Here is a 25,050-nt window from a genome sequence, read left to right as displayed (position 1 = left end):
AACACCTGTGTGGCTGGTAGTGCGCTGTCGTCGAGCAGGGGCTCGACAACCCGAAACCCCAGCCACCCGTCCCGGGGGTGTAGTGCCCCCGGGGGTGTAGCGCGCCTGCGCTACGCCTGCACATCAGGCAATAGCCGGAATCCCCAGAAAACGCCGCAGATCCTCCGCCCGGGCCAGTGCATCGCGGCGCCCGAGTTCGATCAGCTCGTTGCAATATTCGGCCTCGAACAGCAGGTAGCTCAGCAGATCACTGCCTGAGCTGCGGGTCGCACCACTGCCGCGCAGGAACATCCGCAACCCCGCCGGCAAGGCATCGCGGTGCCGGGCGGCGATCAGGTCCACCGGCTCGCTGGGCGCTATCACCAGTACATCGACATGGCGGATGCCGTTGGCACCGGTACGCATGGCGAACGGCTGGTAGGCCGCCAGCCGGTTCATCCGCTCCAGCTGTTCCAGGTCGGTTTCCAGGCTGTCGATGAAGGTACTGTGCAGCAGATGCCCGCCCAGCTGTGCCAGGCTCGGCGGCGACGGGGTCTTCAGTACCGGGCCGGGCTGGCCGGCCACCGGTATTTCGGAGGTATTATGCGTCACCCCGATCACCAGTATCTTACTCGCTCCCAGATGCAGTGCCGGGCTCAACGGCGACTGCTGGCGTACCGCACCATCGCCATACCAGCTGCGATTGAGCAGCACCGGCGGGAACAGCAGCGGAATGGCGGTCGAGGCCATCAGGTGGTCCAGCCCCAGGCGCGTCTGCACACCAATGCGGCGATGCCGGCGCCACGGCGTGATACGCCCGCGGCCCTGGTAGAAGCACACCGTCTGCGAGGCCCGGTAGTCGAAGGCACTCACCGAGATCGCCCGCAACTGGCCGGCCTGCAGCGCCTCCTCGATACAACCGAAGCGCATGCGTGCCTCCAGCAGGTCACGCAGTGGCCGGTTGTCCAGCAGTGCGGTGGTCATTTCGCCGGACCTGCCCAGCAGGTTGGTCCGTGACCAGCGCCAGGCCTGCCCCAGCAGCCCCGGCCAGTCGGTACGCATGACATGATGACTGCGAAACTCGGACCAGACCTCCAGCATGCTGTCCGCCGCCTTATGCAGGTTACCGGCATGGGTGGCCAGGGCCACTGCGTTGATCGCGCCGGCCGAGGTGCCGCAGATGATCGGGAACGGATTGGGCGTACTCTGCGGGGTCAACTCGCTGAGCGCCGCCATGACCCCGACCTGATAGGCGGCGCGGGCACCACCACCGGACAGGATCAATGCCAGGCAGTCATCCCTGCACGGCCCGGCCTCCACCATCATCAGTTGCTCCTCCGCCGCTTGCGCCTTTTGCGCTGACGCTCGGGATAGGGCCTGGGCTCGCCCTCGGGACGGGTCTTGAAACGCCGGTGCACCCACATGTACTGCTCCGGCTGCTGCACGATCTGCTGCTCGACCCACTGGTTGATGCGCAGCGCATCGGCCTGCTCGTCGCCCACCGGAAAATCCTCCAGCGGCGGATGCACGGTCAGCAGATAACCTTGGGCGCCGGGCAGGCGGGTCTGGGTAAAGGGCACCACCAGTGCCTTGCCCAGGCGGGCGAAGGTCGCGGTGGCGGTGACCGTGGCGGCGCTGACGCCGAACAGCGGCACGAACACGCTGGCCTTACGGCCGTAGTCCTGGTCCGGGGCATACCAGATGCCGCGGCCCTTGCGCAGCGACTTGAGCATGCTGCGCACATCCTCGCGTTCCACCGCGATGGCATCGGCGTTGTGACGCTCACGCCCGCGCCGCTGCACATAGTCGAACGCCGCATTGCGGTGCTCGCGGTACATGCCGTCGATGGTTACCCGCTGGCCGAGCAGCGCCGCACCTATCTCCAGGGTGGTGAAATGCAGCGACATCAGCACCACGCCCTGCCCCGCCGCCGCTGCCTGCTGCAGATGTTCCAACCCCTCGATCCGCGCCAGCCTGGCCAGCCGCCGCGACGGCCACCACCAGGCCATGGCCATCTCGAACAGGGCAATGCCATTGGAGGCGAAGTTCTCGCGCAGCACTTCGGCGCGCCGCTTATCGCTCCATTGCGGGAAGCACAGTTGCAGATTGATCCGGGCGATCTCGCGGCGCTCGCGCATCACCAGATACATGCCACGGCCCAGCAGCCGGCCGAGCCACAACAACACGGGATAGGGCAACAGCACCACCAGCCACAGCAGGCCGAGTCCGAACCACATGAGCCAGTAGCGGGGATGCAGCAATGCAGGCTTGAAGCCGGGACGAGTCATCAGCAGGGCCATTCCTGGAAAATGTCGAAAACGCTTATTCTACCCAAGCCTCGCCCATTTATGCATTCGGCTTGCGGTCGCCGTTTTCAGGCTATATAAGTGTGCCCACCAAACGCTCTATGGATCTGCCATGACTTCCGATGCAAACCTCGACCTTCTCGATAACGACCCGGTGTTCCATCTCAAGGGTGGCATGCTGGCCATGACCGTGGTGGAGCTGGTGCGCCAGGCACCGGAACGCTTTGCCATGCAACTGGCGGAAAAAGTCGAGCAGGCACCGAACTTCTTCCAGGACACCCCGGTGCTGATCAGTCTGGAAAAGCTCGACGACCGTCTGGATATCGCCGGCCTGATCGCCCTGCTGCGCATCTGCCGCGATCATGGCCTGCTGCCGGTGGCCCTGCGCGGCCCGGAAGACTTTCGCCCACTGGCCCAGCAGGCCAGCCTGGTATTGCTGCCGCCCGGCCGCGGCCGCGAGAAAGTGCTGGAAGCTCCGGAACCAGAAGCGCAAGCCGTTGCCCAACAACCAGCCGCGGCGCAAAAGCCAGGCGCAGCAGCCCAGCCAGCCCAGGGCACGCCGACCCGGGTCATCACCCAGCCGGTGCGCTCGGGCCAGCAGGTCTACGCCCCCGGCGGCGACCTGATCGTGCTGGCGCCGGTCAGTGCCGGCTCAGAGCTGCTGGCCGATGGGCATATCCATGTCTACGGCCCGCTGCGCGGCCGGGCGCTGGCGGGGGTACGCGGGGATACCCAGGCGCGTATCTTCTGTCAGTCACTGGAGGCCGAACTGGTCTCGGTGGCCGGCCAGTACAAGGTGGCGGAGGACCTGCGTCGGCAGCAATGGAAGGAGGCGGTACAGATTTCCCTGGACGGTGACAGCTTGAAGATAGCTGCCCTTTGACAGATACTGTTGCACCATTCGCAAACACCCGTATGCCGTGGCCTTAGGCCGCTTGACGGAGCCCCGACACGGCAGCGGAAACAGCGCTCAAGACCGGCTTTTTGCGCGTTGCACAATTACATTCAAGATCAGTCAGGAAGGTCATTTTGGCAAAGATCCTAGTCATTACCTCAGGCAAGGGGGGCGTTGGCAAAACCACCACCAGCGCTGCCATCGGTACCGGACTCGCTCTGCGTGGATACAAGACAGTCATCGTCGACTTCGACGTCGGCCTGCGCAACCTCGACCTGATCATGGGTTGCGAGCGTCGCGTGGTCTATGACTTCGTCAACCTGATCAACGGCGACTCCAATCTCAATCAGACGCTGATCAAGGACAAGCGCTCGGACAACCTCTATATCCTCCCCGCGTCACAGACCCGGGACAAGGATGCGCTGACCCTGGAAGGCGTGCAGGGCGTACTCGACCAGCTCAAGGAAACCTTCGACTTCATCGTCTGCGACTCCCCGGCCGGCATCGAGAAAGGCGCGCACCTGGCGATGTACTTCGCCGACGAAGCCATCGTCGTGACCAACCCGGAAGTCTCCTCGGTGCGTGACTCCGACCGCATGCTCGGCCTGCTGTCGAGCAAATCGCGCCGCTCGGAACAGGGCGACCGGATCAAGGAGCACCTGCTGCTGACCCGCTACAGCCCCGAGCGCGTGGAAAACGGCGAGATGCTCTCGGTCAGCGATGTCGAGGACATCCTGTCGATCCCACTGCTGGGTGTGATTCCCGAATCCCAGGCGGTGCTCAAGGCATCCAACCAGGGCATCCCGGTGATCATGGACGACAAGAGCGACGCCGGCCAGGCCTACAGTGACGCCGTCGAACGCCTGCTTGGCAAGGAAGTCCCCCACCGCTTCCTCGAAGCCCAGAAGAAAGGGCTGCTCAAGCGCCTGTTCGGAGGATGACGATGAGTCTTTTCGACTATTTCAGCCGCAAGAAGAAGCAGGACTCCCCGGCCTCGCTGGCCAAGGAGCGCCTGCAGATCATCGTCGCCCATGAGCGCGGCCAGCGCAGCCAGCCCGACTACCTGCCGCAGCTGCAGCAGGAAATCATCGACGTGATCAGCAAGTACGTGCCGATCGACCGTGAGCAGGTGCACGTCGCCCTGGACAATCAGGACGACTGCTCGATTCTCGAACTCAACATCACCCTGCCCGAACGCTGACAGACAGGCGCCGCCCGCTGGCGGCGCTGCGGTACCCCCATGCCCCTGACCCATATCGGTATCCTCCATGAGGATCCGGCTTTTCTGATCGTCAACAAACCTACCCTTCTGCTCTCGGTTCCCGGCCGCGCCGAGGACAACAAGGACTGCCTGATCACCCGCCTGCAGGACAATGGCTACCCGGAGGCGCGCATCGTGCATCGGCTGGACTGGGAAACCTCCGGCATCCTGGTGATCGCCCGCGACCCGGACAGCCACCGCGAGCTGTCGCGCCAGTTCCAGGATCGCGAGACCGGCAAGACCTATATCGCCCTGTGCTGGGGCCAGCCACAGGCGGACGCCGGGCATATCGACCTGCCTTTGCGCTATGATCCCCCGAACAAGCCGAGGCATATCGTCGACCACGAACTGGGCAAGCCGGCGCAGACCTTCTGGCGCGTACTGGAACGCCACGCCAATCATTGCCGGGTGGAACTGACCCCGATCACCGGGCGTTCGCACCAGCTGCGCGTACACATGCTCAGCATTGGTCACCCGCTGCTGGGCGACCGGCTGTACGCCCACGAGCAGGCACTGGCAGCCTGCCCGCGCCTGGCGCTGCACGCCGCCCGGCTGGAGATCAATCATCCGCGCAGCGGCGAGCGCATGGTCTTCGACTGCCCCGCCCCATTCTGACCTACAGGAGTTCGCATGCCACACAGTGCCGCCAGCCAGTCCCTGGCCGATTTCATCCAGGCCTCGCCCACCCCCTTCCACGCTGCTGCCAGCCTGGCCGCGCGCCTGCAGGCCGCCGGCTACCGGCAACTGGATGAGCGCGATGAATGGTCGCTGGAGCCGGGCGGGCGCTATTACGTGCTGCGCAACCAGTCCTCGCTGATCGCCTTCAGCCTCGGCCAGCCCGGTGCGCTGGACAATGGCCTGCGCATGATCGGCGCGCATACCGACAGCCCCTGCCTGCGGGTCAAGCCGCAGCCGGAGCTGAACCGCCACGGCCTGTGGCAACTGGGCGTGGAAGTCTATGGCGGCGCGCTGCTCGCCCCCTGGTTCGACCGCGACCTGTCGCTGGCCGGCCGGGTCACCTGCCGCGATGACCAGGGCCAGTTGCATAACCTGCTGCTCGACTTCAAGCGCCCGCTCGCCATCATCCCCAGCCTGGCCATCCACCTGAACCGCGACGTCAACAGCGGATTTGCGGTCAACCCGCAGACCGACCTGCCGCCGGTACTGGCGCACAGCATCGAACCGAACCGCGACCTGCGCGCCCTGCTGGCCAGCGAGCTGCACAGTCGCCATCCCGACCATGGCCCGCTGCAGGTTCTGGACTACGAACTGAGCTTCTACGACACCCAGGCCCCGGCGCTGGTGGGGCTTGACGGAGACTTCCTCGCCGCCGCCCGGCTGGACAACCTGCTGTCCTGCCACGCTGGCCTGCAAGCGCTACTCGACAGCGATGGCCAACAGGCCTGCCTGCTGGTCTGCACCGATCACGAGGAAGTCGGCTCCGCCTCCTGCTGCGGCGCCGACGGCCCGTTCCTGGAGGACGTATTGCGCCGCCTGCTGCCGGATGACAGCCAGCGCATCCGCAGCATCCAGCGCTCGGTACTGGTCTCGGCGGACAACGCCCACGCCATCCACCCCAACTACGCCGACCGCCACGACGGCAACCACGGCCCGCAACTCAACGCCGGCCCGGTGATCAAGATCAACAGCAACCAGCGCTACGCCACCACCAGCGAAACCGCCGCCCTGTTCCGCCACCTGTGCCAGCAGGTCGATGTGCAGGTGCAAAGCTTCGTGGTGCGCAGCGACATGGGCTGCGGCAGCACCATCGGCCCAATCACCTCCAGCCGCCTGGGCGTGCGCACCGTGGATATCGGCGCGCCGACCTTTGCCATGCATTCGATTCGGGAGCTGGCGGGGGTCAGGGATGTGGAGTATCTGCACAGGGTGTTGGGGGCGTTTTTGAATTGTGAGCGGGTGTAGTAGAGGTGGTAGCCTGAGCGCTCCCCCTCTCCCCCGGCCCCTCTCCCGCAAGGGGCGAGGGGTGACTCGCGCTGGGTATGCTGTGCATCTCCTGCTTGAATTGTGTGTGAGAAATTCCTGATTGGTGACTCACTCCATATAACGACGCTTCTCCCCACGCGACTATTGTGATCGCGACTCGCAGCATGCCCGGCAGTGCCACTGAATACTCCATTGCCTACAGGACAAACACGCAGGCCCAGGCGCGAGTCACCCCTCGCCCCTTGCGGGAGAGGGGCCGGGGGAGAGGGGAAGGCCCCCTACCCCTTCACCAACACAATCTTGCCCACAATCTGATCCCTGGCCAGCTCGGCGAAAGCTTCTTCTGCCTGCTCGAAGGAGTAGGTCCTGGCCACCAACGGCTTCAGTTGCCCAGACTCGAACAACGGCCACAGACGCTGTTCCATCCGCTCCAGCAGCCCGGCCTTGAAGTCCGCGCTGCGGGTACGCAGGGTCGAGCCGGTCAGTTGCAGGCGTTTGACCAGCAACTTGGCCAGGTCCAGGGTGGCCTCGCGGCCGCCCATCAGGCCGATCACCACCCAGCGGCCATCCACCGCCAGCAGGTCCAGATGATCCGGTGCGTAGTTGGCGCCGACCGGGTCCAGCACCACATCGAAGGGGCCTGCATCCTTCAAGCTGGCAATGCCGTCATGGCGCAGCACCCCGCCCTGCGCGCCCAACGCCTTGCAGGTGTCCAGTTTCTCCTGGCTGCCCAGGCTGACCCAGCAGGGATTGCCCAGGGCCTTGCACAGCTGGATCGCAGCGGTACCTACACCACTGGCACCGGCGTGAATGAGTACTTTCTCACCGGGCTGCGCGGCGCCCAGTTCGAAGACGTTCAGCCAGGCGGTGCTGAAGACTTCGGGGATCGCCGCCGCGTCCTCCCAGCTCATGCCCTGGGGTACCGGCAGCAGGTGCCGCGCATCAATTACCACCTCGTCGGCCATGCCGCCACCGGCCAGCAGTGCACATACCCGGTCACCCACCGCCCAGCGGCTCGGCCCGCATACCTCGATGACTTCGCCGGCGCATTCCAGCCCGAGGATATCGGTGGTGCCCGGCGGCGGCGGATAATGCCCGGCCTTCTGCAACAGGTCGGCACGGTTGATTCCGGCTGCGCGAACGGCCACCCGAACCTGCCCCGGCGCCAGTGCCACCGCGCCTTCGGTGCGCCAACTCAGTACCCCGCCAACAGCTTGCAATCCTCTCACGGTGCCCCCATAGTTATCAGTCGAATCGGTTTGAAAAGGGAACCTCAGGGTTCCATTTGAGCACTAAAGAATACCCTCACCTCTCCGGACACGATACCTCTGATGACAGTTTCCAACCTCTTGCGCAAGTCCTGCCTGATCGCTCTGCTCAGCCTTGGCGCCAATGCCTTCGCCGCAGACACGGCCGACAGCGCAATGCCCATTCTCGATCTGGAGAGCCTGCAACCGACACGCGAGCAGATGATCGCCAGCCTCAATACCGTGGAGCTGCTGCGGCGCCATCACTACAACCGCATCCGCCTGGATGACGCGCTGTCCAGTGAGGTATTCGATACCTATCTGCGCCAGCTCGACCCGCAGCGCAGCCTGTTCACCGCGGCCGATATCGATACTTTCGAAGAGTATCGGCATAAGCTCGACGACCTACTGCTGGCCGGTGACCTGAGCGTCGGTTTCGCCATGCACACCCGGCAGATCCAGCGTGCCGACCAGCGCATGGCCTACGCCCGGCAGTTATTGCGTGAAGGCGTCGGCAAACTGGATTTCGACAGTGACCAGGATATCCTCATCGACCGTGAGGAGGCCGACTGGCCGGCCGATGAAAAGGCCCTGCATACCCTCTGGCGCCAGCAGATCAAGGACGAGGTATTGCGCCTGAAACTGGCCGGGCGGGAAACCGACGCCATCCAGGACCTGCTGGAGAAGCGCTATGCCAACCAGCAGAAACGCCTATACCAGACTCGCAGCGAAGACATCTTCCAGAACTACATCAACGCCCTGGCGCAGGTCTACGACCCGCACACCCAGTACCTGTCTCCGGATAATGCGGAGAACTTCGACATCAACATGAGTCTGTCGCTGGAGGGCATCGGTGCGGTGCTACAGAGCGACAACGACTACACCAAGATCGTCCGTCTGGTGCCGGCTGGACCTGCGGAGAAGAGCAAGCAGCTGTCCCCCGCCGACCGCATCATCGGCGTTGCCCAGGACAAGGGCGAGATGGTCGATGTAGTCGGCTGGCGCCTGGATGAAGTGGTCAAGCTGATCCGTGGTCCCAAGGGTTCATCGGTACGCCTGGAGGTGATCCCGGCGAGCAACCCGCCGAGCGACATGACCAGCCGCGAAGTGGCACTGGTACGCGAGGCGGTGAAGCTGGAAGACCAGGCCGCCAAGTCCTCGGTGCTGGAGTTCAACGAGCAGGGCAACGATTACCGCATCGGTGTCATCGAGGTGCCCGGCTTCTACATCGACTTCAAGGCCTACCGCCGTGGCGACGCGGACTACCGCAGCACCACCCGCGATGTGCGCCGGCTGCTCGGCGACCTGCAGAAGCAGAATATCGACGGCATCGTACTGGACCTGCGCAACAATGGCGGCGGCTCGCTGCAGGAAGCCACCGAGCTGACCGGCCTGTTCATCGGCCAGGGGCCGAGCGTGCTGGTGCGTGACAGCAAGGGCGATGTACAGGTGCTCGACGACCCCAATGCCGGGGTCGCCTACAATGGCCCGCTGGCAGTGATCGTCAACCGTCTGTCGGCTTCCGCCTCGGAGATCTTCGCCGGTGCGATACAGGATTATGGTCGGGGCCTGGTGATCGGCGAGCCGACCTTCGGCAAGGGCACGGTGCAGTCCATCCAGCCGCTGAACCATGGTGAGCTGAAATTCACCCTGGCCAAGTTCTACCGCGTCTCCGGCCAGAGCACGCAGAACCGGGGCGTGGTACCGGATATCGCCTACCCCTCGCTGCTGGAAACCGCCGAGATCGGCGAAAGCGCCCTGCCCCGCGCACTGCCCTGGGATACCATTCCGCCGGCCCGCTACCAGGCCGATAACGGCCTGCAGCCGCTGATCCCGCAGCTGACCGACCGGCACAAGGCCCGCGCCGCCAAGGACCCCGAGTTCGTCTACACCCTGGCCCGCATCGACCTGAACCGGAGCATGCAGGAGCGCGAGTACCTGCCGTTGAACGAGGCCAAGCGTCGCGCCGTACAGAAGGAATTCGAGGACAAGCTGCTGGCCATGGAAAACACCCGACGCCAGGCGCTGGGCGAAGAACCTCTGGCGGCGCTGGACAAGGAAGACCCGCTGATGGACGGCAGCGGCATCCCCTCGCCGCTGGAAGAGAAGGACAGCGATGACAAGGACGATCCGTTCCTGGCCGAGACCGGACACATCCTCATCGACCTGCTGGAGATCAAGCGCCAGCAGGTCGCCAGCGCTGGCTAGTCACACTTCTGTCATCTGACAGGCGGACAATCACGGCAGGAAACTTGCCGGGTTGTCCCGCCCGGGCAAGGTAGTTTTCACCTGTCTGGGCATCCTATGACTCACTTTGAACAACAGGCCGCGTTGTGCGAGATCCTCCACAATGGCGCCATCTCCACCCTGTTCCAGCCGATTTTCGCCACCGCGGGCAGGCGGATCATCGGCTATGAAGCGCTGTCGCGTGGCCCCTCCAACAGTCCGTTGCATTCGCCGGTCACGCTGTTCGCCGTGGCCCGCCAGTGCGGCAAGCTGCTGGAACTGGACATGCTCTGCCGGCGCCGGGCGATCCAGCGCTTTGCCGAGGGGCAACTGCCCGGCAAGCTGTTTCTCAACGTGCTGCCGGAAACCCTGCTCGATCACCAGCACTCCTCCGGGCGCACCCTGCAGATGCTGCATGAGGCGGCCCTGGCGCCCGAACGGGTAGTGATCGAACTGACCGAGCAATCGCCGATCGACGACTATCAGTTGTTACAACGGGCGCTGCGCTATTACCGCAGCATGGGCTTCTCCATCGCCCTCGATGACCTCGGTGCCGGCTATTCCGGCCTGCGCCTGTGGACGGAGATGATGCCCGAGTACGTCAAGATCGATCGCTACTTCATCGATGGCATCCACCTGGACCCGCTCAAGCGCGAATTCATCGGCTCGATCTTACGCATGGCCGAAGCCTCGCGGGCCCGCGTGGTGGCCGAGGGGGTGGAACTGGGCGAGGAACTGGCGGTGCTGGAGCAGTTGGGCGCGCAGATGGTACAGGGTTTCTGGCTGGGCCGCCCGCAGGCCTGGAACATCGCCATAGCCGGCGCAGGCCACATTGCGCAGGTTACCCACAATTCCTGTGGATAAGTCTGTGAACAAGGTTTGCAAAAGGCAGGCAAACACCCGTTCGGATGCGCTCCCAGACGCTCTGCGCATTTTTTAACCAGGCACAAAAACCTTAGAAAACAGCCAGTTAGATCAAGGAAGAAATATCAGAAAGGTGGCAAATTGTCGCTTGCCTGTTACCGGGGGAATGTGCATAACGGTAACACTCCAAGGCCCGCAGTGTCTGTCACGGGCCTCAGCAAGTGTTACCTTCCGCGGAGACTTACTCGTCGTCCTGCTGAATGCCCAGCAGTTCCATGTCGAATACCAGTACCGAGTTCGGCGGAATCAGCGGGCTGGGGCTACCCGGGCCATAGGCCAGGTCGCTGGGGATGGTCACCTTCCACTTGTCACCGACGCGCATCAGCTGCAGCGCTTCGACCCAACCGGGGATCACGCCACTGACCGGCAGGTCGATCGGCTCACCGCGACTGATCGAGCTGTCGAATACGGTACCATCGGTGAGCTTGCCTTCGTAGTGAACCGATACCACATCACTGACCTTCGGCTGGGCGCCGTCGGCATCGCCGGATTCGATGACCTCATATTGCAGGCCGGACTCGGTGGTGATCACGCCGTCGCGCTTGGCATTCTCCGCCAGGAAGGCTGTATTGGCTTCCAGGGCTTCTACATTCTGGGTATTGGCGCGCTCTTCGGCGCGGGCCTGCAACTCACCGAAGGCGGCGATCAGGTCCTTTTCACTGACCCGGGCCTCGCTGCCTTCCAGCGCGTCGCGCATCCCCAGCGCCAGGGCCTGGGTATCCACATCATCCAGGCCATCCTGCAACAGGCTCTGGCCCATGTTCAGGCCGATGCCGTAGGACGCCTGCTGGATGGAAGTGGTGAGTTCGGGTTCCTTTTCACTGCAACCCACCAGGGTAACGATACTGAGTGCAATACTGGCCGCCAGCAGATTCCGCTTCATGCTTACCTCTTCGACTAGCCCGGACGGGCGAAAATAAAGCACGAAGCATAACAGTGCAGACCAAGGCCGGCTACCGCGAAGGGGCAGGTCTGCAGCAAACTCGACACAAAAAAACGGGGGCCGCAGCCCCCGCTTTGCCGTTGCCTCAGGTCCGTCTGCTTTGCTGGCCACCCTTGCGCCCGGCCTCCGCAGCACGCTGCGGATTATTCTTGAAGTTACCACCGCTGGCTTGACCGCCCTTTCTGCCGGCTTCCGATGCACGTTGCGGATTTTCGGCAAAATTGCCTTTACCACCTCTACGTTGAGTCATGTGCTTGACCTCCACTCAGGTTGTACATACAGGTGCACGGCACCTGTTTCATTGGAGGGCAGGCCCGATAAGAGGTTCGCGTTATTTTTGCCAGCCGCCGGATCAACGCTTGCCGGCACAACTCCATCGCGGTTCGCCTGTCCAACTCTGTACCCTCTCATCCGCTTGCCCCAGCGAGGTACGTCATGACCGAATCCGCTCCGCCACCCGCCGATGCCTTTGCCCGCCGTTATGGCGAGATATTGCTGGGCAGGGCCGCCCCCCTGTTCGAACAGGCGGCACTGGCCGCGCGCCAGGCCGGCCTGCGTGCCACGGTACACACCAGTGGCGCGCCACCCGAGCTGTGCCTGGAGCTCAAGGCCAGCGATCAGGGCTATGCCAGCCATTACCACATCAGCGCCGATATCGGCGGCGGTCAGGTCCGGCACCAACTGTACTTCGCCGCCGATGGCACCACCCGCACGCTGGAGGCCGGTCTCGACTCGATCAACAACATGGTGCTCGATACCCAACTGGTGACGCTGTTTCACGATGGCTTCGCGCTGGACCTGCCGGTGATCAACCAGCGCCACCCCGCCGGGTTCTGGTAAGCGCTTCAGGACTGCCGGGCTGGTGTCTGGCGCAGCTGGGCGACGTACCTCTCCAGCGACAGCAGGGCGTGGCGTGCCGCCTTGCTGCGCACCTCGTTGCGCTGACCGGCGAACTTGCGCGTTTCACTCAAGACCCGTGGCTGGCCGTCGATCAGCATGGCGCAGGCGAAACAGATGACCCCATCCATCTCGCCTTCGGCCTCCGCCAGCCCGGTATCGGCCAGAGTCACGTCGGCACCGCAGCGTTGCAGGGCACCCAGCGCCATTTCCCGGGCCACCTGTTCGCTGGTCAGGCCATGGCTGTCGATGGTGTCCAGGCTGACCCCGAGCATCTCCCGCTTGGCGCGCACGGCGTACACCACATAACCGCACTCCATCACCGCACCACTGCCGGGCACCTCGGCCACCAGCGAGGCGATCAGCCCTGCGGTACAGGATTCGGCCGTGGCCAGCACCAGTTCGTTGCGCTCAAGAAAATCCACCACCTGCTGCAGGTTCTGCATGCTCAGTCACCTTCCCCGGCCCGGCATTCACACTACCTGCTTAGAGCCGAGTACCGAGCCCTTAAGTTCCCGCTTGCCGCCACGCGCCAGAGGCAAAAAAAGTCGAAACTTCTGCAAACCCAACCAGTCACTGAATTGAGGGATGGCTATCCACACCTTCTGATCTGCTGCGGCGGATGATCCCGACCAAAGCGCTTGTGATCAGGTACCAACACTCCCAGAGAAACAAACGGTTTGGAGGATGTCATGGGAAATGCTGAGGCGGCGATCCTGCCCGAAAAGTCATTCAAGCGCACCTCAACGAAAATCCAGGTGCAGCCCTCGCCGCCAGGAGAGACTGGCCACAATATCCTCTTCGTCACCTCCGAACTCACCGACCTGGTCAAGGTTGGCGGACTGGGTGATGTGTCCGCCGCCCTGCCCCGCGCGCTGGGGCAACATCATTCGGTACGGGTACTGATCCCCGGCTACCGCCAGGTGATCCAGAGCGGGCTACCGATCCGGGTGGTCGGCAAGCTGCCCGGCCACGGTGCCATCCCTCCCTGCCTGATCGGCCAGATCACCCTGTCCGACCAGCTCATCGTCTACGTGGTGCTGTGCCAGCAACTGTATGACCGGGAGGGCAACCCCTACGGCGACAGCGAGGGTATCGACTGGCCGGACAACCATATCCGCTTCGCCCGCCTGGCCTTGGCGGCGGCCAACATCGCCGATGGCCTGGGCGTACACAACTGGCGACCAGACCTGGTGCATGCCAACGACTGGCCGACCGGGCTGACGCCGGCCTACATGGCCTGGCGCGGCCAGCAGGTACCCTGCGTGTTCACCATCCACAACCTCGCCTACCAGGGCCTGTGTTCCACGGAAAGCCGCGTCGAACTGGGCCTGCCCGAAGAGGCACTGCACACCGACGGCATGGAATATTACGGCAAGCTGTCGTTCCTCAAAGCCGGTATCAACTACGCCACACAGATCACCACCGTCAGCCACACCTACGCCCACGAGATCACCTCCCCGGCCTTCGGTTGCGGCCTCGAAGGGCTACTGCGGCGCAAGGCCGACGAGGGGCTGTTGTGCGGCTACGTCAACGGTATCGATACCAGCTGGCAGCCACGCAGCGACCCGCGTCTGGTGCAGGGCTTCGCTCCCGGCCAGTGGCAGGGCAAGCAGGCCAACCGGCATTACGTCGAGCAGACCTTCGGGTTTGCCCGGCAGGATGCGCCGCTGTTCGCGGTAGTCTCGCGCCTGGTGCACCAGAAGGGTATCGACCTGACCATAGAGGCGGCGGACAGCATCGTCGCCGGCGGCGGCCGCATCGCCATCATCGGCCAGGGTGAGCGCGCGCTGGAGCGCCGCGTCGAGGAATTGAGCCAGCGCTATCCCGGCCGGGTCGGCGTCAACCTGCAGTTCGACGAGACCGAGGCGCGGCGCATCATCGCCGCCAGCGACTTCCTGCTGATGCCATCGCGCTATGAACCCTGCGGCCTCAGTCAGATCTACGCCCAATGCTACGGTTCCCTGCCGATCGCCCGGCGCACCGGCGGCCTGGCCGATACCATAGAGGACGGCGTCTCCGGCTTCCTGTTCCGCGAGCCGACCACCGACAGCTACCTGCAGGCCATTCGCCGAGCGCTGAACGTGCACCGTCATCCGGTGCTGCTCAACGCCATGCGTTGCAAGGCGATGGCGGCGCCGCTGTACTGGCACCAGTCGGTGAAGCCCTATGACCGACTCTATCGCAGACTGATCGAGCGTACGTATGACTCCTTTGCCCGAGGGCCTGTGCCCGGCAGGAGAGCGCGCGCATGCACGACCTGACCCGCCTGCATGGAGCCACGCTGCAGCCCGATGGCGCCACCAGCTTTTCCCTGTGGGCACCCGATGCCCACAGCGTCGCCGTGCGCCTTGGCGATGGCAGCGTGCACACCCTGCACCACCAGGATGATGGCTGGTACAGCGCCCGGGTCAGCTGCGGTGCCGGCACCGCCTATCGGTTCCTGATCGACGGCCAGCTGTCGGTACCCGACCCCGCTTCGCGTTATCAACCCCAGGGCGTGGATGGACCCAGCTGTGTGATCGATCCCGATGCCTTCGTCTGGCAATGCCGGCAATGGCAGGGCCGGCCCTGGCATGAAACGGTCATCTATGAATTGCATCCGGGCGCCTGCGGTGGTTTTGCCGGCATCCAGGCGCGGCTGCCGGAGCTGCTTGAACTGGGTATCACCGCCATCGAGCTGATGCCGGTCAGCCAGTGTCCGGGACAGCGCAACTGGGGTTACGACGGCGTGTTCCCGTTCGCCCCGCAGGCCAGTTACGGCACGCCCGATGAGCTGCGGCAACTGATCGACAGTGCCCACGCCCAGGGCCTGATGGTGTTCATGGATGTGGTCTACAACCACTTCGGCCCCCACGGCAATTACCTCGGCGAGTACGCCAGCGGCTTCTTCCGCCAGGACCAGCCGACGCCCTGGGGCGCAGCCATCGACTTCCGCGCCGCGCAGGTCTGCGACTACTTCTGTGAGAATGCGCTGATGTGGGTGCTGGACTACCGTATCGACGGCCTGCGCCTGGATGCGGTGCATGCCATCCGCGATGCGGATTTCCTCAGGACCCTGGCCCAGCGCGTGCGCAGCGCCGTGCCCGATGGCCGCCAGGTGCACCTGATGCTGGAGAACGAGCGCAACCAGGCCAGCCTGCTCAACCAGGGTTATGACGCCCAGTGGAACGACGACGGCCACCATGCCCTGCATGTGCTGCTGACCGGGGAAAGCGAAAGCTACTACAGCGATTTTGCCCGGGACACCACCATCAAGCTGGCGCGCTGCCTGCAGGAGGGCTTCATCTACCAGGGCGAGACCAGCCGTGGCGGCGGCCTGCGCGGCGAACCCAGCGGCCATCTGCCGCCGACTGCCTTCATCCTGTTCCTGCAGAACCATGACCAGGTCGGCAACCGTGCCCTCGGTGAGCGCCTGATCAACCTGGCGGACCACCGCGCGATAAAGGCCGCACTGGGTCTGGTGCTGCTGTGCCCGATGATTCCGCTGCTGTTCATGGGCGAGGAATGGGGTTGCGAACAGCCATTCCTGTTCTTCACCGACCACGACCAGGAACTGGGCAAGGCGGTGCGTGAAGGCCGACGCAACGAGTTCGCCGATTTCGCCGCCTTTGCCGATGAGGCCCTGCGCCAGCGCATTCCGGACCCGAACGTCGCCGCCACCTACCTCAGCTCGGTACCGGATCGCAGCCAGGGCAACCCGACCCTGCAGGAGGACTGGCTGGCCTGCTACCGCAGCCTGCTGCGCCTGCGCCACGCGCACATAGTACCGCGCCTGCCCGGCAGCCTGTCCGATGGCACCCATATCCTCGGCGAGAAGGCGGTCTCGGCGTGCTGGCGGTTGGGTGACGGCAGCCGCCTGCGTATCGACCTGAACCTGTCCGAGCATGCTGTGGCGGTAGCGGCACCCGACCCGGGCACCACGGTAATCCACGACTATCGTGCCAGCCTGTCGCGGGACCCGGGCCTGCTGCCGGGCTACAGCACGAGGGCCATTCTGGACCCGGCGACATGAACGCCCGCCTGCTGTCTCAACTGGCCGAGGAAGTCGGCATACTCTGCCAGTGGACCGACGCCCACGGCCACTCGACCAGCCTCGGCGAGCAGGCCCTGCGTGGGGTACTCAAGGCGCTGCAGTTACCCGCCGATACGCCGGCGCAGCTCGACGCCAGCCTGGCCAGGGCCCGCCAACTGCGGCGCGAGGCCGAGCAGGGGCCGCTGCTAGTATGCAATGCCGGACAACCGATCGATGTCCGCCAGCGGCTGGCGCCGGGCAGCCACTGCCAGATCGCCCAGGAAGATGGCGACACTATCAGCACGCAGGTCGACCGCCACGGCCATCTACCCGCCCTGCCCTGCGGCTATCACCAACTGAGCTGTGGCGAGCAGCAGTGGCAACTGGCCTGCGCCCCGCCGGCCTGCCCGTCGGTCGCCGAGCTGACCGGCGACCGACAGTCTATCTGGGGTATCGCCGCGCAGGTCTATTCGCTGCGCCGGCCCGGCGATGGCGGGCTGGGCGATACTGCCGCACTGTTGGACCTGGCCCTGAGCGCCGCCGACCAGGGTGCCGACGCCCTGGCCATCAGCCCGTTGCACGCCATGTTCAGTTGCCGCCCCGAGCAATACAGCCCCTATTCCCCGTCCAGCCGCTCGCTGCTCAATATCCTGCATGCCGCGCCGGAACAGATCCTCGGTACCGAGGCGGTGCAGCGCGCCATGGAGCGATGCCAATTGAGCGCCCTGGCTCGAACCCTGGAACAGCAGGAATTGATCGACTGGCCGGCAGTGACGGCGCTGCGCCTTGAGCTGCTGCGCCAGTTGCATGGCCAGTTCGCCGAGGCACCCAGCGCGCTACGGGAGGACTTCCAGCGCTTTCGCCGCGAAGGCGGTGATACGCTGCAGCTGCATTGCTGCCATGAAACCCTGCAACGGCACCTGCTGGCGGCCGGCCATGGTGACGACTGGCGCCGGTGGCCCATGGCCTGGCGCGAACCGGATTCGCCAACGGTGCGCCGCTTCGCCGAGGAGCATGCCGCCGAGCTGGAGTTCCACGCCTTCGGCCAATGGCTGGCGGTGCGCTGCCTGGCTCAGGTCCAGCAACAGGCGCGCAGCGCCGGCATGGGCATCGGCCTGATTGCCGACATGGCCATCGGTGCCGACCCCAGCGGCAGCTTCGGCTGGGCCTGCCAGCAGCAGTTGCTCGGCCGGGTCAGTGTCGGCGCGCCACCGGACCTGCTCAACCGCGACGGCCAGGACTGGGGCGTGGCGGCGTTCTCGCCGCTGGACCTCAAACGCAACGGCTACAGCGCCTTCATCGCCATGCTGCGGGCCAACCTGGCCCAGGCCGGCGGCATTCGCATCGATCACATCATGGGCCTGCAACGACTGTGGATCGTCCCCGACGGCGCCCATCCGGCTGACGGCGCCTACCTCAGTTATCCGCTGGACGACCTGCTGCGCCTGCTGGCCCTGGAGGCCTGGCGGCACCGCGCGCTGATCATCGGCGAGGACCTCGGTACCGTGCCGGCTGGCCTGCAGCAACTGCTCGCCGAACGCAACATCCTCGGTATGCACGTGCTGCTGTTCGAGCAGGATGACGACCATATGCCCGCGGCGGCGCAGTGGTCCAACCAGGCCCTGGCCACCAGTGGTACCCATGACCTGCCGACCCTGAGCGGCTGGTTCAGCGGCCGCGATATCGACTGGCGCCTGCAGGGCGGCGAGCTGCAGCCGCAGCAGGCCCGCCGTGACCGGCAACTGCGTGATGAGCAGGTTCTTGTGCTGGACAGCGCCCTGCGACAGGAAGGGCTGTTGGACCCGGGCGCCAGCGCCAGCCAGCGGCTGGACGCCAGCATCCACTTTCTCGGCCGTACCCCGGCGCCGCTGGTGCTGCTGCCACTGGAGGATGTGATGGGTGCCGCAGAACAGCCCAACCTGCCCGGCTCCGCGGTCCATCCGAACTGGCGGCGGCGCTGGCCGCAGGCCGCCGCCGAGATGCTGGATGCTGCCCCGGTACGCCGGCGCCTGCACCATCTGCAACAGGAGCGTCTGCGTCGTGAAAGGAACCCGTCCGATGACTGAGCCACGCGCCACCGTCCGCCTGCAGTTCCACCCCGGCTTCACCCTGGATGATGCCACGGCGCTGGTCGACTACTTCGCCCGACTGGGCATCAGCCACATCTATGCCTCGCCGCTGCTCAAGGCACGCCCCGGCTCCAGCCACGGCTACGACGTGATCGACCCGACCTGCCTCGATCCCGAACTGGGCGGCGAGCCGGCCCTGCGGCGCCTGGCCGACGCCCTGCACCATCGGCAGATGGGGCTGATCCTGGATATCGTGCCCAACCACATGGCGGTGGACAACGGCAATCAGTGGTGGCAGGACGTCCTGCTGTGGGGCGCCGCCAGCCCCTACGCCAGCTTCTTCGACATCACCTGGCATTCGCATGACGAGTTCATGCGCGACCGGCTGCTGCTGCCGATCCTGCGCGATGATTACCTGACCACACTCAAGGCAGGCGAGATCCGCCTGCAGTTCGATGCCGCCGCCGGCAGCTTCCAGGTCTGCCACTTCGATCACCGCCTGCCGCTGGCCATAAGCTGCTATCCGGCGCTGCTGCAGGATACCGGCCTCGACGCCCTGACCCGCCTGGCCGACCGCTGCGCGGCGCTGGAGGACGAGTTCGACGCCCAGAGCATCGCCACCGATATCCGCCAGGAGCTGGCGGCCATCGCCTGGGGCGACACCGCCAGGGCCATCGACCAGGCCCTGCAGCGCTTCGACCCCGGCAGCGCCCAGGGCTGCCGGCGCCTGCATGAACTGCTGGAGCGCCAGCACTACCGCCTGGCCTGCTGGCGCACCGCCAATGACGAGATCAACTGGCGACGCTTCTTCGATGTCAACGAGCTGGTCAGCCTGCGCAGCGAGCTGCCGCAGGTGTTCGAGGCCACCCATGCCAAGGTTTTCGAGCTGGTCGCCGCCGGGCTGGTGGATGGCCTGCGCATCGACCATATCGATGGGCTGGCCAACCCCCGGGCCTATTGCCGGCGGCTGCGCCGGCGTATCCAGCGCCTGCTGCCCGACCCGCGACAGCATTTTCCGATCTACGTAGAGAAGATCCTCGCTGCCGACGAGCAGCTGTCCGGCGACTGGCTGGTCGATGGCACCACCGGCTACGAGTTCATGAACCGGGTCTCGCTGCTGCAGCACGACCTCAACGGCCAGGCCGAACTGGCCGAGCTGTGGCACTCGCTCAGCGGCCGCAGCGCGGATTTCACCGAGGAGGCCCGCGCCGCGCGCCGGCTGGTGCTGGACGGCTCGCTGGCCGCGGACCTGGAGACCCTGGCCCAGGCCCTGCTGCGCCTGGCCCGCAGCAGTCTGGCCAGCCGCGACCTGGGCCTCGGCACGCTACGCCGCGCGTTGCGCGCACTGGTCGTGCATTATCCAGTGTATCGCACCTATACCTGGGTCTGCGGCCCCTCTGCCCAGGACCAGCGGCTGTTCGAGCAGGCGCTGGCCGGCGCACGCAGGGAACTGGGCAGCAATGACTGGCCGGCACTGGCGCAGTTGCAGCGCTGGCTCGGCGGTGAACCGCTGCACGCCAGCCCGGCCGGCCCCAGGCGGCGTTTCCAGCGCCGCCTGCTGGCACGCTTCCACCAGTTGACCGCGCCGGTCGCGGCCAAGGCGGTGGAGGACACCGCCTGCTACCGCTCGGCGGTGCTGCTGTCACGCAACGACGTCGGCTTCGATCCGCAGCGCTTCAGTGCCACTGCCGAAGAGTTCCATGCCCACTGCAGCGAGCAGGCCGAGCGCTTCCCGTTGGGTCTGCTGGCCACCGCCACGCATGACCACAAGCGCGGCGAGGATGCCCGCGCGCGGCTGGCGGTGGTCAGCGAACACGCCCCCTGGTTCGGCATCCAGGTGCGCTTCTGGCACAAGCTGGCCGAGCCACTGCGCTCGCTGGTCGATGAGCAGCCGGCACCCTCGCCCGCCGATGAGCTGATGCTCTACCAGACCCTGTTCAGCAGTTGGCCGCTGGAGCTGGACCCGGAGCATGCCGAGGGCTGCGCGGCGTTCGTCCAGCGGGTCCTGAACTGGCAGCAGAAGGCCCTGCGCGAGGCCAAGCTGCGCACCAGCTGGGCCGCACCGGACAGCGCCTACGAGCAGGCCTGTCATGACTTCCTGCAGCGGCTGATGACCAGCCGTGAAGGTACCGAGCTGCGCCGCGCGCTGGCCCATGCGGTTAACCTCGCGGCCTGCAACGGCGCGCTCAACAGCCTGGCCCAGTGCCTGCTGCGCATGACCACGCCCGGCGTGCCCGACCTGTACCAGGGCTGCGAGTACTGGGATTTCAGCATGGTCGATCCGGACAATCGCCGGCCGGTCGACTACCACCGGCGGCGCCACACCCTTGACCAGCCGGTCAGCCCCGCCGAGCTGCTGCAGCATTGGCGCGATGGCCGCATCAAGCAATGGCTGATCGCCCAGGTACTCGATGCCCGCCGCCGCCAACCGGCGCTGTTCAGCCATGGCGACTACCAGCCACTGGCACTGCAGGGCCGGCATGCCAATCGGGTTATCGCCTTCTGCCGACGGCACGGGCAGCAACTGGCAATCAGCATAGTCCCCCGCCTCGCCGCGCCACTGCTCGGTGACAGCGAACAGCCGCTGATTCCCGCCGAGCGCTGGGACGACACCCTGATCGACCTGCCGAATACCCCACTGGTCAGCGCGCTGACCGGCACCGCGGTCAGCAGCGGGCCCGCTGTGCCGCTGGGCGAGTTGCTGGCCAGCATGCCGGTGAACCTTCTCGTTACCGCCAAACCCCAGGAACCGACCCCATGAACCAAGATCAACAGCGTATCCGCGAATTGGCCTACCAGATATGGGAAAGCGAAGGCCGCCCCTCCGGCCAGGAGCAACGGCACTGGCAGATGGCCTGCAAGCTGCTGCACAGCGAACAGCAGGGCGACCTGCAGCCGGCGCCGAAGAAAAAGCCCGCCACCCGCAAACCCCGCGCCAAGCCCGCCACGGCGCCAGCCGAGGAGGCAAGCCGACAGGAGAAACCAGCGCTACTGGAGAAACCGGCGGCGGCGAAGAAGCCATCACGACCACGACGCCAGGCCATCACCCGCACCACCAAGATCACCGAACCGGGCAACCCCGACGCGGATCAGCGAGAGTAATCCATCATGAACGCCAGGAAACGCACTGCACGGCAGCCGGACCACCGCTCCCGGGTCTCCGAGGGCCAGCCCTTTCCCCTGGGAGCCACCTGGGATGGGCTGGGGGTGAACTTCGCGCTGTTCTCGGCGCACGCCACCAAGGTCGAGCTGTGCCTGTTCGACAGCCAGGGCAAGCAGGAGCTGGAGCGCATCGAGCTGCCCGAATACACCAACGAGATCTGGCACGGCTATCTGCCCGACGCCCACCCGGGCATGATCTACGGCTACCGGGTGCATGGTCCCTACGAACCGGACGCCGGGCACCGCTTCAACCCCAACAAGCTGCTGATCGACCCCTATGCCAAGCAACTGGTCGGTGAACTCAAATGGTCGGACCAGCTGTTCGGCTATACCCTGGGCTCGCCGGATGCGGACCTGAGTTTCGACGACCGTGACAGTGCCGCCTATATGCCCAAAGCCCGGGTCATCGATCCGGCCTTCACCTGGGGCCGGCATACCCATCGGGAAACACCCTGGAACCGGACCATCATCTATGAGGCCCACGTGCGCGGCATCAGCATGACCCACCCGGCCGTGCCCGAACCGGTACGCGGTACCTTCGCCGGCCTGATGCACCCGGAGCTGCTCAAACACATCCGCTCGCTGGGCGTGACCAGCGTCGAACTGCTGCCGGTGCACGCCTTCGTCAATGACCAGCACCTGCTGGACAAGCACCTGAGCAACTACTGGGGCTACAACAGCATCGCCTTCTTCGCCCCGCATCCGGCCTACCTGGCCACCGGCAATATCAGCGAGTTCAAGGAAATGGTCGCCCACCTGCACGACGCCGGGCTGGAGCTGATCATGGACGTGGTCTACAACCATACCGCCGAGGGCAACGAGCTGGGGCCGACGCTGTCCATGCGCGGCATCGACAATGCCACCTACTACCGGCTGGTGCCCGACGATCGGCGCTACTACATCAATGACTCGGGCACCGGCAACACCCTGGATCTGAGCCACCCCTGCGTGCTGCAGATGGTCACCGACTCGCTGCGCTACTGGACCGAGGAGATGCAGGTCGATGGCTTCCGCTTCGACCTGGCGACCATCCTGGCCCGCCACGCGCATGGCTTCGACGAGCGCCACGGTTTTCTCGTCGCCTGTCGCCAGGACCCCATCCTCAGCCAGAGCAAACTGATCGCCGAGCCCTGGGACTGCGGCCCCGGCGGCTACCAGGTCGGCGGTTTCCCGCCCGGCTGGGTGGAGTGGAATGACCGCTTCCGCGATACCGTGCGCGCCTTCTGGATGGGCGAGGAAGGCCAGATCGCCGAGCTGGCCAGCCGACTGACCGCCTCGGGTGACCATTTCAACCAGCGCGGCCGCCGGCCCTATGCCTCGGTCAACTTCGTCACCGCGCATGACGGTTTCACCCTGCGCGACGTGGTCAGCTACGACCACAAGCACAACGAGGCCAACGGCGAGGACAACCAGGACGGCAGCGATCACAACCTGTCCTGGAACCACGGCTGCGAAGGCCCCAGCGACGACCCCGAGATCAATACCCTGCGTATGCGCCAGATGCGCAACCTGCTGGCCACCCTGCTGCTGTCCCAGGGTACGCCGATGCTGCTGGCCGGCGATGAATTCAGCCGCACCCAGCATGGCAACAACAACATCTACTGCCAGGACAACGAGCTGGGCTGGATCGACTGGAACCTGGACGACGATGGCCGCGAGTTGCTGGATTTCACCCGCTACCTGATCTCCCTGCGCCATGCCTATCCGATCCTGCGCCGCGGCCGCTTCCTGGTCGGCGAGTACAACGAGGAGCTGGGGGTGAACGACGTCAGTTGGCTGTCGCCCTCCGGCGAGCAGATGAGCGAGCAGCAGTGGCAGGACCCCAACGCCCGCTGCCTGGGCATGCTGCTCGATGGCCGTGCCCAGCCGACCGGCATCCGCCGTCCCGGTGACGACAGTACCTTGCTGTTGCTGATGAACGCCCACCACGATGTGGTCAGCTTCCGCCTGCCGGCAGTGACCCAGGGCAGCCACTGGCTGTGCCAGCTGGACACCAACCGCCCGCAACTGCGCAACGGCGAGATTCACGAGTTCGACAGCGAGTTCCTGCTGACCGGCCGCTCGGTATTGCTGCTGCGCCTGGAGCGCGAAAAAGCCTGAACCAAGCCACTGCCTTCCAGTCGGAACCTATGACAGCGCTGAACACTGTCGGCTGCGCTGCGAAGGAGGTAACAGCATGAAAGCAGTGGTGTTTCATGACGTCGACGCGCCCGGCCGCGCGACGTCGATGGCCTCGCCACAGGCCTGAGTCACGGGACCGGCATGAAGGGCATCCATATCGGCATTTCCGGCTGGCGCTACGCTCCCTGGCGGGGCGACTTCTATCCCGAGGGGCTATTGCAGCGCCGGGAACTGGAATACGCCTCGCGGGCAGTAGGCAGCATCGAAATCAACGGCTCCTTCTATGCCCTGCAGACACCGGAGCGCTTTGCCGGCTGGTATGCGCAGACCCCGGAGGACTTCGTCTTCAGCGTCAAGGCGCCGCGCTATATCACCCATGTCCGGCGCCTGCGCGACATCGCCGAGCCCATGGCCAACTTCTTCGCCTCCGGCCCACTGCAACTGGAGGACAAGCTGGGGCCCTTTCTCTGGCAGTTTCCGCCCAGTTTCAAGTTCGACCCGGGGCTGTTCCGCGAGCTGTTCGAGCTGCTGCCCCGGACCATCGGCCAGGCCCATCACTGTGGCCTGCGCAGTAACCGCTACGCCGACTCGCCACGGCCGCGGACGGCGGCCGGTACCCCACTGCGCCATGCGGTAGAGATCCGCCATGAGAGCTTCGTGCAGGATGCCTTCATCGACCTGCTGCGCCAGCACGGCATAGCCCTGGTGGTGGCCGATACCGCCGGCAAGTGGCCACTGATCGAGGAATTGACCTCCGACTTCATGTACCTGCGCCTGCATGGCGACAAGGAGCTGTACACCAGCGGTTACGACGAGCAGGCGCTGAGCCGTTGGGAACAACGCATCCGCCTCTGGTACCAGGGCCGGCAACCGGCTGACGCCCACCGCGTATCGCAGGGCAAAGCGCCGGCACGCCGCCAGCACGACGTGTACTGCTATTTCGATAATGACATCAAGGTCCGCGCACCTTATGACGCCCGCCGCCTGCTGGAAAAGCTCGGCCTGGCCGATCATCTGCAGGTGCGTCCGGGCCAGCTGTCCGGGGAGTTTCTGTGACGCCA

The 25,050-nt window shown here is 65.3% G+C and carries 20 protein-coding genes and 1 pseudogene; 15 read left to right on the top strand and 6 right to left on the bottom strand.

The genetic code is table 11. The features are described from left to right. Nucleotides 1-123: 123 nt before the first annotated feature. Both H6X51_RS00555 and H6X51_RS00550 read right to left on the bottom strand, forming a co-directional pair. On the bottom strand, nt 124-1,305 hold the full coding sequence (locus H6X51_RS00555; protein ID WP_235991185.1) for a patatin-like phospholipase family protein: 1,182 nt from the start codon (nt 1,303-1,305) through the stop codon (nt 124-126). After that, complete coding sequence (locus H6X51_RS00550; protein ID WP_185265569.1) at nt 1,305-2,267, bottom strand: lipid A biosynthesis lauroyl acyltransferase; 963 nt, start codon at nt 2,265-2,267, stop codon at nt 1,305-1,307. The genes H6X51_RS00555 and H6X51_RS00550 overlap by 1 nt, the downstream gene beginning before the upstream one ends. Nucleotides 2,268-2,397: 130 nt before the next feature. On the opposite strand from H6X51_RS00550, the gene minC reads away from it, so the two are divergent. The 5 genes from minC to H6X51_RS00525 all read left to right on the top strand — a co-directional run bounded on the left by minC (nt 2,398) and on the right by H6X51_RS00525 (nt 6,364). Next, nucleotides 2,398-3,168 carry a septum site-determining protein MinC gene (gene minC / locus H6X51_RS00545; RefSeq protein WP_185265568.1) on the top strand — a complete coding sequence of 257 codons (771 nt, stop codon included), beginning with the start codon at nt 2,398-2,400 and terminating at the stop codon, nt 3,166-3,168. A 146-nt stretch (nt 3,169-3,314) separates the two neighbouring features. After that, entirely contained in the window at nt 3,315-4,121 is an 807-nt protein-coding gene (gene minD, locus H6X51_RS00540; protein WP_185265567.1) for a septum site-determining protein MinD, read from the top strand. 2 nt (nt 4,122-4,123) lie between these two features. Beyond that, on the top strand, nt 4,124-4,381 hold the full coding sequence (gene minE / locus H6X51_RS00535; RefSeq protein WP_185265566.1) for a cell division topological specificity factor MinE: 258 nt from the start codon (nt 4,124-4,126) through the stop codon (nt 4,379-4,381). 39 nt (nt 4,382-4,420) lie between these two features. Further along, nucleotides 4,421-5,056: an RluA family pseudouridine synthase gene (locus tag H6X51_RS00530; protein WP_185265565.1), complete on the top strand. Its 636-nt coding sequence runs from the start codon at nt 4,421-4,423 to the stop codon at nt 5,054-5,056. 15 nt (nt 5,057-5,071) lie between these two features. Then, entirely contained in the window at nt 5,072-6,364 is a 1,293-nt protein-coding gene (locus H6X51_RS00525; RefSeq protein WP_185265564.1) for a M18 family aminopeptidase, read from the top strand. 299 nt (nt 6,365-6,663) lie between these two features. Here H6X51_RS00525 and H6X51_RS00520 read toward each other — a convergent pair whose 3' ends face one another. Then, nucleotides 6,664-7,614: an NAD(P)H-quinone oxidoreductase gene (locus H6X51_RS00520; protein WP_185265563.1), complete on the bottom strand. Its 951-nt coding sequence runs from the start codon at nt 7,612-7,614 to the stop codon at nt 6,664-6,666. Between the two features lie 102 nt (nt 7,615-7,716). Between H6X51_RS00520 and H6X51_RS00515 the strand changes: the two genes are divergently transcribed. Both H6X51_RS00515 and H6X51_RS00510 read left to right on the top strand, forming a co-directional pair. Next, entirely contained in the window at nt 7,717-9,840 is a 2,124-nt protein-coding gene (locus tag H6X51_RS00515) for a carboxy terminal-processing peptidase (RefSeq protein ID WP_185265562.1), read from the top strand. A gap of 96 nt (nt 9,841-9,936) precedes the next feature. Beyond that, nucleotides 9,937-10,656, top strand: a pseudogene (locus H6X51_RS00510) (EAL domain-containing protein); the annotation flags it as partial. Between the two features lie 307 nt (nt 10,657-10,963). On the opposite strand, the gene H6X51_RS00505 reads toward H6X51_RS00510, so the two are convergent. Next, a complete protein-coding gene (locus H6X51_RS00505) occupies nt 10,964-11,665 on the bottom strand; it encodes an FKBP-type peptidyl-prolyl cis-trans isomerase (RefSeq protein WP_185265560.1) in 702 nt (233 codons plus the stop codon). Nucleotides 11,666-11,810: 145 nt separating this feature from the next. Beyond that, on the bottom strand, nt 11,811-11,975 hold the full coding sequence (locus H6X51_RS00500) for a con-10 family general stress protein (protein ID WP_105646280.1): 165 nt from the start codon (nt 11,973-11,975) through the stop codon (nt 11,811-11,813). Between the two features lie 185 nt (nt 11,976-12,160). Here H6X51_RS00500 and H6X51_RS00495 point away from each other — a divergent pair, with 185 nt between their 5' ends. Further along, nucleotides 12,161-12,565: a hypothetical protein gene (locus H6X51_RS00495; protein WP_185265559.1), complete on the top strand. Its 405-nt coding sequence runs from the start codon at nt 12,161-12,163 to the stop codon at nt 12,563-12,565. 5 nt (nt 12,566-12,570) lie between these two features. On the opposite strand, the gene H6X51_RS00490 is transcribed toward H6X51_RS00495, so the two are convergent. Further along, complete coding sequence (locus H6X51_RS00490) at nt 12,571-13,068, bottom strand: CinA family protein (protein ID WP_185265558.1); 498 nt, start codon at nt 13,066-13,068, stop codon at nt 12,571-12,573. Nucleotides 13,069-13,314: 246 nt separating this feature from the next. On the opposite strand from H6X51_RS00490, the gene glgA reads away from it, so the two are divergent. The 7 genes from glgA to H6X51_RS00455 all read left to right on the top strand — a co-directional run bounded on the left by glgA (nt 13,315) and on the right by H6X51_RS00455 (nt 25,045). Then, complete coding sequence (glgA, locus tag H6X51_RS00485) at nt 13,315-14,886, top strand: glycogen synthase GlgA (protein ID WP_185265557.1); 1,572 nt, start codon at nt 13,315-13,317, stop codon at nt 14,884-14,886. After that, complete coding sequence (gene treZ, locus H6X51_RS00480; RefSeq protein WP_185265556.1) at nt 14,874-16,637, top strand: malto-oligosyltrehalose trehalohydrolase; 1,764 nt, start codon at nt 14,874-14,876, stop codon at nt 16,635-16,637. Before glgA ends, treZ begins: the two co-directional genes overlap by 13 nt. Next, nucleotides 16,634-18,703, top strand: a complete 2,070-nt coding sequence (gene malQ, locus H6X51_RS00475; RefSeq protein WP_185265555.1) for a 4-alpha-glucanotransferase — start codon at nt 16,634-16,636, stop codon at nt 18,701-18,703. Before treZ ends, malQ begins: the two co-directional genes overlap by 4 nt. Further along, the gene (treY, locus tag H6X51_RS00470; RefSeq protein WP_185265554.1) at nt 18,696-21,467 is read left to right on the top strand and encodes a malto-oligosyltrehalose synthase; all 2,772 of its coding nucleotides are present in this window, start codon (nt 18,696-18,698) and stop codon (nt 21,465-21,467) included. Before malQ ends, treY begins: the two co-directional genes overlap by 8 nt. Beyond that, nucleotides 21,464-21,808 (top strand): DUF2934 domain-containing protein, encoded by a 345-nt coding sequence (locus tag H6X51_RS00465; RefSeq protein ID WP_185265553.1) that lies wholly within the window; start codon nt 21,464-21,466, stop codon nt 21,806-21,808. Before treY ends, H6X51_RS00465 begins: the two co-directional genes overlap by 4 nt. A gap of 6 nt (nt 21,809-21,814) precedes the next feature. After that, nucleotides 21,815-23,968, top strand: a complete 2,154-nt coding sequence (glgX, locus tag H6X51_RS00460; protein WP_185265552.1) for a glycogen debranching protein GlgX — start codon at nt 21,815-21,817, stop codon at nt 23,966-23,968. A gap of 162 nt (nt 23,969-24,130) precedes the next feature. Further along, complete coding sequence (locus H6X51_RS00455; protein WP_185265551.1) at nt 24,131-25,045, top strand: DUF72 domain-containing protein; 915 nt, start codon at nt 24,131-24,133, stop codon at nt 25,043-25,045. Nucleotides 25,046-25,050: the final 5 nt, after the last annotated feature.

It is taken from the genome of Halopseudomonas xiamenensis, from assembly GCF_014219065.1.
Classification (GTDB): Bacteria; Pseudomonadota; Gammaproteobacteria; order Pseudomonadales; family Pseudomonadaceae; genus Halopseudomonas; species Halopseudomonas xiamenensis.
The sequence above is the reverse complement of the archived record's forward strand: the minus strand, read 5'-3'. Positions and strand labels throughout refer to the sequence as shown.

Coding starts and splice junctions, on each gene's coding strand:
- H6X51_RS00555 (WP_235991185.1), bottom strand. CDS start 1,305: ATGATGGTGGAGGCCGGGCCGTGCAGGGATGACTGCCTGGCATTGATC.
- H6X51_RS00550 (WP_185265569.1), bottom strand. CDS start 2,267: ATGACTCGTCCCGGCTTCAAGCCTGCATTGCTGCATCCCCGCTACTGG.
- minC (WP_185265568.1), top strand. CDS start 2,398: ATGACTTCCGATGCAAACCTCGACCTTCTCGATAACGACCCGGTGTTC.
- minE (WP_185265566.1), top strand. CDS start 4,124: ATGAGTCTTTTCGACTATTTCAGCCGCAAGAAGAAGCAGGACTCCCCG.
- H6X51_RS00530 (WP_185265565.1), top strand. CDS start 4,421: ATGCCCCTGACCCATATCGGTATCCTCCATGAGGATCCGGCTTTTCTG.
- H6X51_RS00525 (WP_185265564.1), top strand. CDS start 5,072: ATGCCACACAGTGCCGCCAGCCAGTCCCTGGCCGATTTCATCCAGGCC.
- H6X51_RS00515 (WP_185265562.1), top strand. CDS start 7,717: ATGACAGTTTCCAACCTCTTGCGCAAGTCCTGCCTGATCGCTCTGCTC.
- H6X51_RS00505 (WP_185265560.1), bottom strand. CDS start 11,665: ATGAAGCGGAATCTGCTGGCGGCCAGTATTGCACTCAGTATCGTTACC.
- H6X51_RS00500 (WP_105646280.1), bottom strand. CDS start 11,975: ATGACTCAACGTAGAGGTGGTAAAGGCAATTTTGCCGAAAATCCGCAA.
- H6X51_RS00495 (WP_185265559.1), top strand. CDS start 12,161: ATGACCGAATCCGCTCCGCCACCCGCCGATGCCTTTGCCCGCCGTTAT.
- H6X51_RS00490 (WP_185265558.1), bottom strand. CDS start 13,068: ATGCAGAACCTGCAGCAGGTGGTGGATTTTCTTGAGCGCAACGAACTG.
- glgA (WP_185265557.1), top strand. CDS start 13,315: ATGGGAAATGCTGAGGCGGCGATCCTGCCCGAAAAGTCATTCAAGCGC.
- treZ (WP_185265556.1), top strand. CDS start 14,874: ATGCACGACCTGACCCGCCTGCATGGAGCCACGCTGCAGCCCGATGGC.
- malQ (WP_185265555.1), top strand. CDS start 16,634: ATGAACGCCCGCCTGCTGTCTCAACTGGCCGAGGAAGTCGGCATACTC.
- treY (WP_185265554.1), top strand. CDS start 18,696: ATGACTGAGCCACGCGCCACCGTCCGCCTGCAGTTCCACCCCGGCTTC.
- H6X51_RS00465 (WP_185265553.1), top strand. CDS start 21,464: ATGAACCAAGATCAACAGCGTATCCGCGAATTGGCCTACCAGATATGG.
- glgX (WP_185265552.1), top strand. CDS start 21,815: ATGAACGCCAGGAAACGCACTGCACGGCAGCCGGACCACCGCTCCCGG.
- H6X51_RS00455 (WP_185265551.1), top strand. CDS start 24,131: ATGAAGGGCATCCATATCGGCATTTCCGGCTGGCGCTACGCTCCCTGG.